The sequence below is a fragment of the Micromonospora matsumotoense genome, assembly GCF_050951065.1.
In the GTDB taxonomy this organism is placed as follows: domain Bacteria; phylum Actinomycetota; class Actinomycetes; order Mycobacteriales; family Micromonosporaceae; genus Micromonospora; species Micromonospora matsumotoensis.
In genome coordinates this window covers 716,338-728,558 of record NZ_CP192025.1, presented here as the reverse complement: position 1 = coordinate 728,558, position 12,221 = coordinate 716,338, and the positions used below count along the sequence as shown (strand labels likewise).

9 protein-coding genes, 1 tRNA gene and 4 pseudogenes are annotated in these 12,221 nt (G+C 69.5%); 8 read left to right on the top strand and 6 right to left on the bottom strand.

The window, feature by feature from the left end; all coding sequences use genetic code 11:
* Positions 1-3: 3 nt before the first annotated feature.
* Both ACQP1S_RS03505 and ACQP1S_RS03500 read left to right on the top strand, forming a co-directional pair.
* Positions 4-642 carry an NAD(P)-dependent oxidoreductase gene (locus tag ACQP1S_RS03505; protein ID WP_432902926.1) on the top strand — a complete coding sequence of 213 codons (639 nt, stop codon included), beginning with the start codon at positions 4-6 and terminating at the stop codon, positions 640-642.
* A gap of 121 nt (positions 643-763) precedes the next feature.
* Positions 764-910, top strand: a pseudogene (locus ACQP1S_RS03500) (DUF885 family protein); the annotation flags it as partial.
* A gap of 451 nt (positions 911-1,361) precedes the next feature.
* On the opposite strand, the pseudogene ACQP1S_RS03495 reads toward ACQP1S_RS03500, so the two are convergent.
* The 4 genes and pseudogenes from ACQP1S_RS03495 to ACQP1S_RS03480 all read right to left on the bottom strand — a co-directional run.
* A pseudogene (locus tag ACQP1S_RS03495) lies at positions 1,362-1,709 on the bottom strand (ADP-ribosylation/crystallin J1); the annotation flags it as partial.
* Positions 1,710-2,758: 1,049 nt separating this feature from the next.
* Positions 2,759-2,831 (bottom strand) — tRNA-Arg (locus ACQP1S_RS03490).
* 567 nt (positions 2,832-3,398) lie between these two features.
* Positions 3,399-4,550, bottom strand: coding sequence for a hypothetical protein (locus ACQP1S_RS03485; RefSeq protein ID WP_432902923.1), 1,152 nt, complete (start codon positions 4,548-4,550; stop codon positions 3,399-3,401).
* A gap of 6 nt (positions 4,551-4,556) precedes the next feature.
* On the bottom strand, positions 4,557-4,868 hold the full coding sequence (locus ACQP1S_RS03480; protein WP_432902920.1) for a hypothetical protein: 312 nt from the start codon (positions 4,866-4,868) through the stop codon (positions 4,557-4,559).
* Positions 4,869-4,929: 61 nt separating this feature from the next.
* Between ACQP1S_RS03480 and ACQP1S_RS03475 the strand changes: the two genes are divergently transcribed.
* The 5 genes and pseudogenes from ACQP1S_RS03475 to ACQP1S_RS03455 all read left to right on the top strand — a co-directional run bounded on the left by ACQP1S_RS03475 (position 4,930) and on the right by ACQP1S_RS03455 (position 9,338).
* Positions 4,930-6,039: a TOTE conflict system archaeo-eukaryotic primase domain-containing protein gene (locus tag ACQP1S_RS03475; protein ID WP_432902917.1), complete on the top strand. Its 1,110-nt coding sequence runs from the start codon at positions 4,930-4,932 to the stop codon at positions 6,037-6,039.
* Positions 5,955-6,536, top strand: a pseudogene (locus ACQP1S_RS03470) (DEAD/DEAH box helicase family protein); the annotation flags it as partial. The gene ACQP1S_RS03475 and the pseudogene ACQP1S_RS03470, both read left to right, overlap by 85 nt.
* 520 nt (positions 6,537-7,056) lie before the next feature.
* On the top strand, positions 7,057-7,275 hold the full coding sequence (locus tag ACQP1S_RS03465; RefSeq protein WP_432908518.1) for a hypothetical protein: 219 nt from the start codon (positions 7,057-7,059) through the stop codon (positions 7,273-7,275).
* Positions 7,276-7,369: 94 nt separating this feature from the next.
* Complete coding sequence (locus ACQP1S_RS03460) at positions 7,370-7,936, top strand: hypothetical protein (RefSeq protein ID WP_432902914.1); 567 nt, start codon at positions 7,370-7,372, stop codon at positions 7,934-7,936.
* 139 nt (positions 7,937-8,075) lie between these two features.
* Positions 8,076-9,338 (top strand): ATP-binding protein, encoded by a 1,263-nt coding sequence (locus ACQP1S_RS03455; protein WP_432902911.1) that lies wholly within the window; start codon positions 8,076-8,078, stop codon positions 9,336-9,338.
* Positions 9,339-10,018: 680 nt separating this feature from the next.
* Here ACQP1S_RS03455 and ACQP1S_RS03450 read toward each other — a convergent pair.
* Both ACQP1S_RS03450 and ACQP1S_RS03445 read right to left on the bottom strand, forming a co-directional pair.
* Positions 10,019-11,194, bottom strand: a complete 1,176-nt coding sequence (locus ACQP1S_RS03450; RefSeq protein WP_432902908.1) for a metallophosphoesterase — start codon at positions 11,192-11,194, stop codon at positions 10,019-10,021.
* Positions 11,195-11,282: 88 nt separating this feature from the next.
* Positions 11,283-11,375, bottom strand: a pseudogene (locus ACQP1S_RS03445) (IS5/IS1182 family transposase); the annotation flags it as partial.
* Between the two features lie 162 nt (positions 11,376-11,537).
* On the opposite strand from ACQP1S_RS03445, the gene ACQP1S_RS03440 reads away from it, so the two are divergent.
* Positions 11,538-12,212 carry a pyridoxamine 5'-phosphate oxidase family protein gene (locus ACQP1S_RS03440; protein WP_432902905.1) on the top strand — a complete coding sequence of 225 codons (675 nt, stop codon included), beginning with the start codon at positions 11,538-11,540 and terminating at the stop codon, positions 12,210-12,212.
* The last annotated feature ends 9 nt before the right edge of the window (positions 12,213-12,221 follow it).

Genomic DNA, 12,221 nt, shown 5'->3' with positions numbered 1-12,221 from the left:
GGCATGCACCTGGCCGAGCAGGCACTCGCCGCCGGGCACGACGTGATGGCGCTGATGCGCAATCCGGCGAAGCTGACCCTGCGCCACGAACGGCTGCGGGTCGCGCAGGGCGAGCTGACCGACGAGGCGGCCGTCGCCGACGCCGTCCGGGGCGCCGACGCCGTCCTCGCCGCCCTGAGCCCCAAGATCTTCGGCGGGCCCCGGGACCTGCCCCTCGCGTCGGGAACGGGCACCATCCTGGCCGCGATGCGCACCTACGGCGTCAGCAGGCTCATCTACAGCTGGGGACCAAGCATCACAATTCCCCGCAACCCACTGCTGGGCGCGGTGCGTAGCGCGAGCTTCGCCCTGCTCGGGCGGCTACCCGCCACCCGCTCCATGGTCAACGAGACGGTCGAGGTGGGCCAGGCCATCCGCGGCTCGGATCGAGACTGGACCATCGTGGTCGTCACCGCGCCCCACGACGAGCCCGGCCCGGGAAGGGTCAAGGTGCGCACCGGGACCGGGACCGGGACCGGGACCGGAACCGGAACCGGAGACCGGGTCGGCTCACGCATCTCTCGGACCGACCTCGCGCAGTTCATGCTCACTCAGGTCGACGACCTGCGATACGCCCAGCAGGAACTGCGGATCAGCAACTGACACCCACACGGCACGCCACCGCCGCGCAGTTATCCGCAGCGCCCCGCCTGCACCTCTTGCGCCTCCCCACTCGAGCGGCACGCGGTCCCAACCGAATCCCGCTGTTGTCATTGAAGGAGAAGGTCAGGCGCTGACCTACAAGGTAGGTGAACGGGTGTGGCTGACCGGCCGCTCGTCCTTCAGCGGCGACCGGCGGGCATTCCACCGTCGATCTCTGGAAGTCGGCTCGCTGGGATTGGACCAGCTAAGGAGAGCGCTGACCGCATGACCGAGCGTCACGTCCGGATCTGCCGCGAGGTGCGGGTTGGGCCGCTCGCTGATGTCCGCCAATCCTCGAAGTCGAATGCGAAGGTGCCCGCTTCGATGCGGTCGATGAGTTCGCCGACATCATCGGCTTGCCGGCTGGCGTTGTCCCACCCGCTGCTGGTGATGTCGACCAGCAGCACCGGTGCGGGGTCGCTACGCAGGTCGAGCACGAGTTGTTCGCGGGATCCGTCACCGCCGATGATCGCGATGCCGGGGTGCGCGTCGGTGCTCTCGCCCCATGCGTGGTGCCACTCGAGCATCTCGCGTGGCGTGTTGAGCCGGACGTAGGCCCCGCCTGTCATCCACCCCCGCCGGAACCACGACGAACCTTGCAGATAGCCCCGCCACGCGGCCGGTAGCGCTCTGCCCAGCGCGTGATGGACGTCGGTGAACTCCTGGTCGCCCACGGGTCCGCGGTAGTCGGCTTCCTCGATGATCGCGCCGACGATGTGGGCGTTGAGGTCGGCAAGCTCCGCTGCGGGGATCCAGTACTCCAGCACCTCGCGGCCACCGACCTGATGAACCTCGTAACGGTCCAGATACGCACGTTGGACCTCGAACCGGGTCACGTACCCGACGCCACCGGCAGGGACATTCCACTCGCGGGCGATCTTTGTAGCGTACCAACGGTTGAGTACCGGGTAGAAGACCGGCTGGTCCGGAAGGCGTGGTGGCCAAGCCCGCCATCCGGACGCCGCGACAAGGTCAAGCTCAGCCTGTCCGGTGGGCCGCCACAAGGTGATCGTGTCGGAGGCGTCGATGGGCTTACTCCCTTTCCACCATGGCTATCGCGTGATCGTGGCGAGCCACGCCCGCAACCCTGCTGCTGCCGGCCCCGGACGTTACCGCAGCCAGCTTCGGTCAGATCGATGACACATGGAACCCAGACGCACACTCATGCCGCGATCCGCATGCTTACCGGGATCATCGTGCGTCGAGCCTGCCCGGGCGTACGGAGCCGGACGGGAGGACGAAGTTCAGCCGATGATCGCGGCGAGAGTTCGGTTCGCAGCTCGCGTCGTGGTCGACGGCTGCGGCGAGCAGTCTGGCGGTTGCTGAAGAAGCTGGGACTGCAGTGTCACCTGCCAGTTCGTCGGGAGCCGGGTCGCCGACCTCCACCCGCAGACCCAGAACTACGGCGTCGGGTCGGCTGATCAGCCGGTCCATCGACGACACCAGGGCTGGAGAACGACACCGAAGGCGCCGCAGGACGGGAAGACCTCGCTGGCGGCCATTGCGACGCCGCGATCTGGGCCCCGGTAACCGGCAGGGTGGGCGAGACCTGGTCGAGCAAGCGCTGCGCCAGGGCGGCGTCGATCTCGACGTCTGCGCTGATGCGAACATCGGCCGCAGTCGCCAGGTCCACGACGTCGTCGCTGGTGAACGCATCAGCTCCGAGAGTACTCAGCCGTCGCGCGAACTCCTGGACATTGATCATTTGCAGCCTCATCGTCGGATTGTCAATTCTCCACCGTAACCCCCGCTTCAGTCGGCGGATCCCGCGCCCGCCGTGCGGGCTACTGGGGCCGACAGCCGGCGCCGACAACTGCGACCGCTGCGCGGAAGTCCGCAACTCTTCGGTGAGCTGATCGCACGCCTGCAGGGCCGTCACGCTCTGTGTTACCCATGTTGTCCCGCGACGCCCGGAAAGTAGCCGCGATCCGGGCGCGTTCGGCACCCTACATCGGGGTCAACGCGAGGATGGCCCGGCCGAGTGGCCGGGGCATCCTCGATCATCTACTTAAGCGCGAAATCAGCTTCCACGATCAGTGATCGGTCGGTAGCGGTGTGCTTTTGCGGTTCTGCTACGTGCCCCCGGCAGGATTCGAACCTGCGACACACGGTTTAGGAAACCGATGCTCTATCCCCTGAGCTACGAGGGCGCGAGCGCCTAGTCTAGCGACCTGGGGGTTCACCTGGGGTGGCAGGGAGTGGCCCACGTTCGCCCACGTTCCGAGGACCGCCGTTCTCCCAGCCCAGGACCACAGCCCGAGCACACGAACGCCGGTTTGCGACCGGCGGTCGGCCGCGGTGACCCGTGTTGGCACCGGTTCACCCGGGTTGGCATCCGCTGGAGAGCACACACCGCGCACATGATCGAAGATCAACTGGGGTTGTCGGGTCAGGGGGCGTGGACCCGCCGCGGTTCAGTAGCCACAACTTCGGAAAGGGCGATCGGTCGCAAGTCTCCATCCAGTGCTGATACAGCGGTCATCAGCGAGGGCCGGGGCGTCCTACTCCAAGCTGGCCATGACATCGGCAGCACACACCCAGGCAGTCACCCGACCCTCCGGGTCCACCCCAGCAAACGACACAGCTCGATGTCCGGTTGCGGGTCCCGACGGACATTCGGAGTCCAAGCCGCCGCGGTCAGGGGCGTCGCGGCGGAACGCCGAGCTGTCCACGATCTTGCGCGCCTCGGTGGCGGTCACCGGGCGGCGAACCAAGCGTCAGGTGTCGAGGGCTGCGAGGTTGAGGCGTTCGAGCAGGCTGGGCTTGCGGGCGTGCACCGCCCGTAGCTCGGCCAGCCGCTTCCGGAACGATGAGCTGCCCCCGTCGCGCTCGGCGAGGTCGCGCAGGTCGACGAGGAGTCGAACGGCGGTGTCGTACTCGCGGGGTTTCTTCGTGGCGATGAGTTCGTCGACCCGCTGCCAGGCGGCGGTTTGGTCGACCGCGAGGGTGTCGAGGTGCCGTTGCCGGGCGGCTGCGGCGGACCGTTCCCGGCGGACCCGGTCGCGTTCGCGCTGCTCGGCGTCCCGCCGTTCCCGCACGGCGCGCAGGTCCGCGGCGGTGGCGAGTAGTTCCCCGGCGGTGCGGGCGGCTGCCGGGGTGGGCGTCTCGGAGCGGTGTGCGTCGCGGTAGCGGCGCAGCAGTCGGCCGCGTAGGTGGCTGTCGCCGCCGGTGATCAGGTCGGTCAGAATGGCGTCCTTGTCCCGGGCGGGCAGCCCGACGACCCAGGTGCGTAGTTGCGCAGCGGTCGGTTCACCGGAGGCGTCCGGCGTCGACCCGGCGGCCGCTGCCGCGATCAGGTCGGGGTCGATGCGCAGGAACTCGGTGACGGCGGTGAGGGCCGCGTCGAGGGTGCCCAGGCCTGCCGGGACGGGCGGTTCGGGTTCGTCGTCGGCAATCTCCTGCGACTGTACGCAGCGCAGCCAGGCCAGGTAGAGCAGTCGCAGGTCACCGGCGGCGAGGCCGGCCCGAACCGGGATGATCGAGGTGAGCAGGCCATGGCCGTCGAGGTCCCACTCGTCGGTGCCGTCCTCGTCCTCGTCGTGCAGGTCGATGATGACGTGCTTGCCGGCGGTCCAAGCGGTTGCGCTGTCACTCTGGCAGTACCGGGCCACCACGGCGGGGTCGAGTACGTGTTTCGGTAGCCGCAGCATGAGCTGGCGGGTGCCCCAGTTCGCCAGGTACAGGTGCGCGTCGAAGTACCGTTCCATCAGCGTGCGCGGGTCGCCCTTGAAGTCGCCCCACTCGTAGGTGTTGACGAAGCTGACGGCAGTGATGTCGGCCCGGGTCGACAGCGACCGCAGCTCGGCCCGCTCCCGGCCGGTGAGGGGCCGGTCGACGGCGGTGAACTCGTAGTACTGGTACTCGCTCATCGTGGCCTACCTTCCGGCCCAGTGCCGGTAGGCGTCGATCCACACGGCGCCGTCCGGCGCGGGGGTGGGTAGCGGCAGGTCGAGAAGATCGATCCTCTGCCGGTGCCGGCCTCGGGCGCAGAGCGCGACGACGCTGTCCGCGGTCAGCTCGACCTTCCGTACGGTGACCTCGACGCCGAGGACGGTGGTGGTGAACGGCACCGCCAGATGCTCCTCGAGCATGGTGAACAGGCCGGTGAGCTGCTCGTCGTCGCCGTACGCGTCGACCGTGGCCTCCTCGATCATCGCCTCCAGCGCGGCGTTTCCCTTCGCTGCCATCGGCGGAGGATATCGGACCGGTGTCGGGGTGTTCGGAGCCCGATACGTGAGGATGGTCGGCATGGGTTCGGTGGCCGAGTTCGTCGATCTCCGGCGGGAGGTGGAGCGGCTACGGGCGGAGAACGCCCGGCTGGGACGTCTGCTGGAGCTGCGCGGCCAGGACACGACAGCGGCGCCGGAGCAGTTGTCCGCGCCGGTCGAGCCGCCAGGGCTGGTCACCATGACCTCGCCGACTCAGGACAAGCTGGCGTTGTTCGCCGACCGGTTCCGGGCCCGGGCCGACGTGTACGCCGTGCGGTGGAACAACGCCCGTACCGGCGGGGCCGGTTGGATGCCCGCGGTCGCCGGCGGTTGGCGTAAGGGTATGGACCGGCGCGGTGCCGCCTACCTGCCCCGAACGACGGAGGTCGTCGCGGCGCATTTGGTCGGCGACGTGTTCATGGGCCTGTACCCACTGATGCCCGGCAACACCTGCCACTTCGTCGTGGCCGACTTCGACGGGCCAACGGCGATGCTCGACGCCCTCGCCTACGTGAAAGCGGCACGAGCCGGCGCGGTGCCCGCCGCGATGGAGATCTCCCAGTCCGGCCGCGGCGCCCACGTGTGGATCTTCTTCACCGGTGCTGTTCCCGCGGCCACCGCGCGGGCCGTCGGCACGGTCCTGCTGCGTGAGGCGATGGTGCTGCGCGGGTCGATGGACCTGCGGTCGTACGACCGGCTGTTCCCCAACCAGGACGTCCTGCCCGAGGGTGGCTTCGGCAACCTCATCGCCGCACCGCTACAGGGCCTCCGCCGCAAGGACGGACTGGCCACCTTCCTCGACCTCGGCACGCTCGAGCCGTACGCCGACCAGTGGGCGTTCCTGTCAACGCTAGACCGGCTCAGCCCCGGCGACGCCGAACACGTCTCCCGGCAGGCCAAGCAAGCCACCACCGGTGCCGACGTCGTCACGATGAACCGGTCCGCCGCGACCCAGATCCACCCACCGCTCCCTTCGGTGGTCCACGCGGAAGTCGGTGCCGGGCTGAGCATCGACGCCGGACAGCTCACCCCGCCGCACTGGCCACGCTCAAACACGCCGCCGCCATGGCCAACCCGAAGTTCTACGAGCTGCAGCGACTCCGTAAGTCCACCTGGGACACCCCACGCTTCATCCAGGGCTACGACCTGACCCTCGATGACCGCCTAGTCCTCCCGCGGGGCCTGCGGAACACCATCGCCACCATCGTCGAACATGCCGGGTCACGGCTGGCCGTCACGGACGCACGAAACCCCGGGAGCGAGATCGACACCGCGTTCACCGCCGAACTCACCAGCAGGCAGGCCGACGCGGTCGGCGCGCTTCTCGCCCACGACGACGGGATCCTGGTTGCCCCACCCGGCTCCGGCAAGACCGTCATGGCCTGCGCCGTGATCGCCGAACGCAACACCTCCACCCTCGTCCTCGTCGACCGCAAAGCCCTCGCCGACCAGTGGCGCACCCGCGTCGAGCAGTTCCTCGGCATCAAGCCCGGTCAACTCGGCGGCGGCCGACGCAAACTCACCGGCACGGTGGACATCGCGCTGCTGCCCTCCCTGGCCCGGCGCGACGACGTCGCCACCCTGACCCAGGGGTACGGGCACGTCATCGTCGACGAATGCCACCACCTCGGCGCCGCCGCGTACGAGCACTCGGTCAAACGGATCGCCGCACAGTTCTGGCTCGGCCTCACCGCCACCCCCACCCGACGCGACGGCCTCGGCCAACTCGTCACCTGGCAACTCGGACCCGTCCGCCACACCCTGACCGACGAGGAACAAGGCACCCTCGCCGCAGCGATGCACGCCGACGCCGGACCCCGTCGAGCGCTGTTCATCCACGAGACCACCTTCCAGCCCGGCGACGTCGACCTTGACGCCCCCGGCGCGCTCGCCGAGGTGCACCGAAGACTCGCCGTCGACGAGCCCCGCAACACCCAGATCGCCGATGACGTCGCCGCGGCCCTGGCCCGTGGCCGAAACTGTCTCGTCCTGACCCGGCGGGTCGCCCAGGTTGAGACACTCGCCGCCCTGCTCGCCGCACGCGGACACCAGGCGCTCGTCCTCCAAGGCGCGATGAGCACCAGTGATCGGCGAAGCGTCGTTGACCGGCTCGACGGCGCGAAAGCCGGCGACGGGCTGCTGGTCATCGGCACCACACCGTTCATCGGTGAAGGCTTCGGCCCCCGCCCTCGACACCCTTTTCCTCGCCGGCCCGATCTCCTACGACGGCCTACTCGTCCAGTGCGCCGGCCGTGTCATCCGCGCCGCGCCCGGCAAGGACCTCGCCGAGGTTCACGACTACCACGACCCGGCCACCCCCATCCTCGCCGCCTCACTCCCACGCCGCATGCCCGGATACCGGGCACTCGGTTTCACCCGCACATGAGTGCATCCGATCATGATCACCTTGGCTGGTCCCGCCGGTCACCGAGATACGGAGAAGGCCAAGCGCGCTGGGCCTAGCGTAGTAGGCTGACTGCATGGGTCGGTTCTCCGAGGATGAGTTGCAAGCGGCTGTCTCCCGCTACGAGGCGACGCGGGCGCAGGCATTGACCGAACGGGACGAGCAGCTACGGGCGTTCCACGCGGCCGGCTGGCGGCCGGTCGACCTGCAGCGGGTCACCGGGTACAGCCGGGAGACGATCCGTCAGGCACTCCGACCGGAAGTCCGGCGGGCGACCAACATCAGCCGGCGCCGGACACCACCTCAGCCGCCAGCGGACTACCGACCCTACGGTGACCGGAAGCCCTACGTGGTGGCCGAAAGCCTCGCCGAATTGCGCGGCCCGACCGAAGGCACGGTGACGCTTCCGCGTCACCTCGACTGGTCCGGGCATGCCGAGTACGACCTTGACGGGCCCGCACGCCTGGCCAGTATGTACAAGGTGGTACTCACCGAAGCCAGCACCGTCGAGGACCTGAACACCTGGCTCGACGCCGACCTCCTCCGACGGCTCTGGCCCACCCTCTGGCTGCCACCCCAACTCCGCCAGCGCTGGGAGGGCACCTTCCCCGAGCTCGTCGCAACCGGCAGTAATGCGACGTAGTCGCGGATCTCTTCCACGGCCGCCCCGCTGACGGGGCCCGCAGATCGAACACCAGATGACCGCATAACGAACGCACACTATCCCGCAAATCGAAATCCAGGGTCCCGCAGATCGAAAGTTTGGCCGTTAAGATGACGCCGTGCCCACACCGCAGCTGATCCCCCGCCGCGCCGCCGCGCAGGTCAATGCCGCCTTGGCAGACACCCGCGTCGTCTTGATCAACGGAGCACGGCAAGCAGGCAAAAGCACCCTGGTCCGCCTTGTTGCCGGCGATCGTCTAGCCGAGCGCCGCGATCTTGATCGGGCCCAGGACCGGGCGGCGGCGATCGCCGACCCGGTCGGATTCGTGGACTCCGCCGAACTCCTGGTCATCGACGAGATTCAGCGCGCTCCGGAACTCCTGTTGGCCATCAAGGCAGCAGTCGACGAGGACCCCCGTCCGGGCCGGTATCTGCTTACCGGCTCGTCACGGTTGTTCGGCATGGTTGCCGCCCCGGACGCGTTGCCCGGCCGGATGGAGACCGTGGAACTCTGGCCGTTCTCTCAAGGAGAACTCGACGCTGAGCCGGACGGATTCATCGACGCCGTCTTCACGCTCGGTCCAGACCTGCGACACGAGTCGGACGTCACCCGTGCCGACTACGCGGCCAGGATAGTGCGCGGCGGCCTACCCGAGGCCACCACCCGTACCGACCCGCGCCGCCGCCAACGGTTCCTCGACGCCTACGTCCAGGCGCTCATCGACCGCGATGTCCGGCAACTGTCCGACATCCAGCACAAGGGCGAGCTACGCAAACTGGTACGCCTGCTTGCGGCCCGATCCGCGACCGTCATCGCCGCCAACTCCCTCGAGTCCGCCCTCGGACTCAGCCGGCCGACGATCGCCCGCTACCTCCAGGCCTTGGAAGAGATCTTCCTGATCAAACGGATCCCGGGCTGGTCCCGCAACCTGGGCACCCGGGCCACCGCCGCGTCGAAACTGATCTTCATCGACTCGGGTATAGCCGCAAACGAGATCGCGACCGACGCCCGAGCACTGCTCCGGCCTGGTGCACCGTTCGGCCCGCTGCTCGAATCATTCGTCCTGTCCGAGCTGTCCCGGCAGCTCACCTGGTCCGAGCAGTTCGTCGATCTGTCCCACTACCGCGACCAGAGCAGGTATGAAGTCGACGCGGTGCTCGAGAACAGAGCTGGGCAGGTGGTCGGGATCGAGGTCAAAGCAGCCACCACCGTCGGACCAGACGACTTCCGCGGGCTACGCCGACTCGCCGACCGTCTCGGCAATGACTTCGTCGCCGGCATCGTCCTCCACACCGGAACCTCCACGCTGCCGTTCGGCGACAAACTCCGCGCCATGCCGGTCAGCACCCTGTGGCAGGCTCCCGCCCCGACAGCAGGCTGACCTCGCCCGCAGGTCACTCCTCAACCGGTCAGGCCATCGAGGACCGAAAGGGTTTCGAGGACCGAAAGGGCATGGCCTGCTGATCTTCACCAAGCGATCCCAGCAGGGCCCCGCAGCGACCAGCACACGAGGCCAAGAAGTAAGAAGCCGCAGGTCATCGGCCTGCGGACACCGGTGGAGAGCAGTCTTAGGAAACCGATGCTCTATCCCCTGAGCTACGAGGGCGCGAGCGCCTAGTCTAGCGACCTGGGGGTCCACCTGGGGTGGCAGGGAGTGGCCCACGTTCACCCGCAGCACCCGGACCCCGTTCGCCCAGCCCAGGACCACAGCTCGCGCACACGAACCCCCGTTTGCGAGCACGAGCGGCTGCGGTGACCGCGTCGGCGCCGGTTGACCCGGGCTGGCATCTGCTGACGAGCACACGTCGAGCGCACCATCGAAGATCAACGACATTCCGTCCATGTACCCGCCATTGGCGTCGTCACCAGAGGAGCACGTAGCGCTCACCTCGGGGTCGCTCGCGCCCCGTGTCCGGTCCCAGTGCATCTGATACTCGGGCGAGGTCGTGATGGGCATCGGGATACATGCGGGCGGATCCTGGGGCCCGGGATAGCCAACAGCGTTGATCGAGGCATCTCCGGTCACGGCCAGCTGGGGGCGTGGGTGCCGGCCCGGTCGGGCTAACCCGCCCGGAGAGTGAGCAGGGTGATCTCGCTCGGCGCGAAGATCCGGAACGGCGGACCCCAGAAACCGGTCCCCCGGCTCGTGTAGAGCTGGGTCCGACCGTGCCGGCTGAGGCCCTGCACGACCGGCTGGTCGAGCCGCACAAGGTAGTGGAACGGCCACATCTGGCCGCCGTGGGTGTGCCCGGACAGTTGCAGATCCACACCGGCCGCGACCGCGTCGCTGATCTGCTTCGGCTGGTGCGCCAGCAGCAGCACCGGCAGCCCCGGGTCGGTGCCGGCCAGCGCCGCGGCGTGATCGGCGCGGTGACCGGCCACCCCGGACGAAGCGGCGGTCATGTCGTCGACCCCGGCCACCACGAGCTGGGCGCCGCCCCGCTCCACCACGAGGTGCCGGTTGTGCAGGGGCTCCCAGCCCAGGGCCCGCATGTGGTCGACCCAGCCCTGCGCCTGGCCGTAGTACTCGTGGTTGCCCGTCACGTACACCCGGGCCAGCCGCGCTTGCACGGTGCCCAGCGGCGCCGCCTGCGCCCGGCGCTGGTCGACCGTGCCGTCGGCGATGTCGCCGGTGTGGCAGACGATGTCGGGGGCCAGGCCGTTGACCACCTCGATCGTGCGGGCGGACCAGCGGGCCCGGTCGATCGGGCCGTAGTGGGTGTCCGTCAGCAGCACCACCCGGACCCCGTCGAGACCCGCGCCCAGCCGGTCGACGGTGACGTCCACCCGCCGGACCCGGGGCACCCGCATCGCCTCGGCGTACCCCCAGACGGCCAGGACGACCGAGACGGCCGCCGCACCGACCGCCACAGCCCGGGACCGGACCGGATCGGCGACTCCCGCCGCGGCGAGCGGGAGCCGGACCACGTTGCCGAGCAGCGCCCAGACGAAGAGGATCCAGACCAGGCCGAGGAGCGTGTCCCCCGCGCGGGCCGCCGGGTCCAGCCGCCGGCGGCCGTGCCCGAGATACATCAGAACGGGGAACGCGACCACCGCGACCACGAACACGGCCGTGCCGGCGGCCACCACCGACGTCGGCCAGCGCGCCGCCACCGTCAACGTCCACCAGGGCAGCCCGAACAGCAACGCCAGGACCGCGATCAGCGTCGCCCCGGACACCAGCGGTCGCAGCAGCCCTCGCGCCGGCCGCACCTGTACGGCATCGCCAGCAGCCATCGTCGTCCTCCCGTCGGGGTCCGTGCAGCATGACACGGTCCGGGCCGGATCGACCACGCCGGAAAACCGGGACGGACCCGGCCCGTGGGCGGGTGCCGGCGTCGATGGCGACCTGTAGGTTCGTGGAGTACCGGTGGTTCTTGCTCCGGGCGGTCAGGCGGTGATCGCGGGTCGCAACCAGGGCGCTCGGCCGGCACGTCATGTTCGGCGGCGTCGCCCTGTTCCTGGCCGCCCACGCCGCGCTCCAGTGGCGGCTGAGCCGCGCCGACCGGGCGGTGGTGTGGCCCACCGACCGGTGAGTACGCTCGCGCCCTGGTCCGTTCCGACCGACGGGAGACGAGTCATGAGCGACGCCGACGCGCCGTTGTCCGCAACCCCCCGCACCCGGCTGCGCCGCATGAGCCAGAAGGGACGCGGCGACCGCGGTGCCCTTTTCGAGGTGCTGCGGGCCGGTCTCGTCTGCCACCTCGGCGCGCTGGTGGACGGCTGTCCGATGGTGGTGCCGACCGTCTACGGCTTCGACACCACGCACCTCTTCCTGCACGGCTCGGTGGCCAGCCGGAGCCTCACCACCGACGCCGAGGTCTGTGTCACGGTCACGGTCGTCGACGGGCTGGTCCTGGCGCGTTCGGTCTTCGAGCACGGGGTCAACTACCGCAGCGCGATGGTCTACGGGACACCGCGCAGGGTCGTCGACGCCGAGGAGAAGCTCTACGGCCTGCGGTTGCTGACCGAGCACGTCGCGCCGGGCCAGTGGGACTACACCCGCGCGCCGAACGGCAGGGAGCTCGCGGCCACGACCCTGCTGGCGCTGCCGCTGGCCGAGGCGTCGGTCAAGACCCGCAGCGGCCCGCCCGACGACGGCGTCGGCCCGGACGCCGCGCTCGGCCTCTGGGCCGGCGAGCTTCCCCTGGTCGCGACGTGGCAACAGCCACTGACCGATCCCGCGCTGCCCGCGACCGTGGCGGTGCCGGCGCACGTCGCCGCCCGCGCCGGGACCCGCGCCGACCGGTCCTGAGCGCACCGG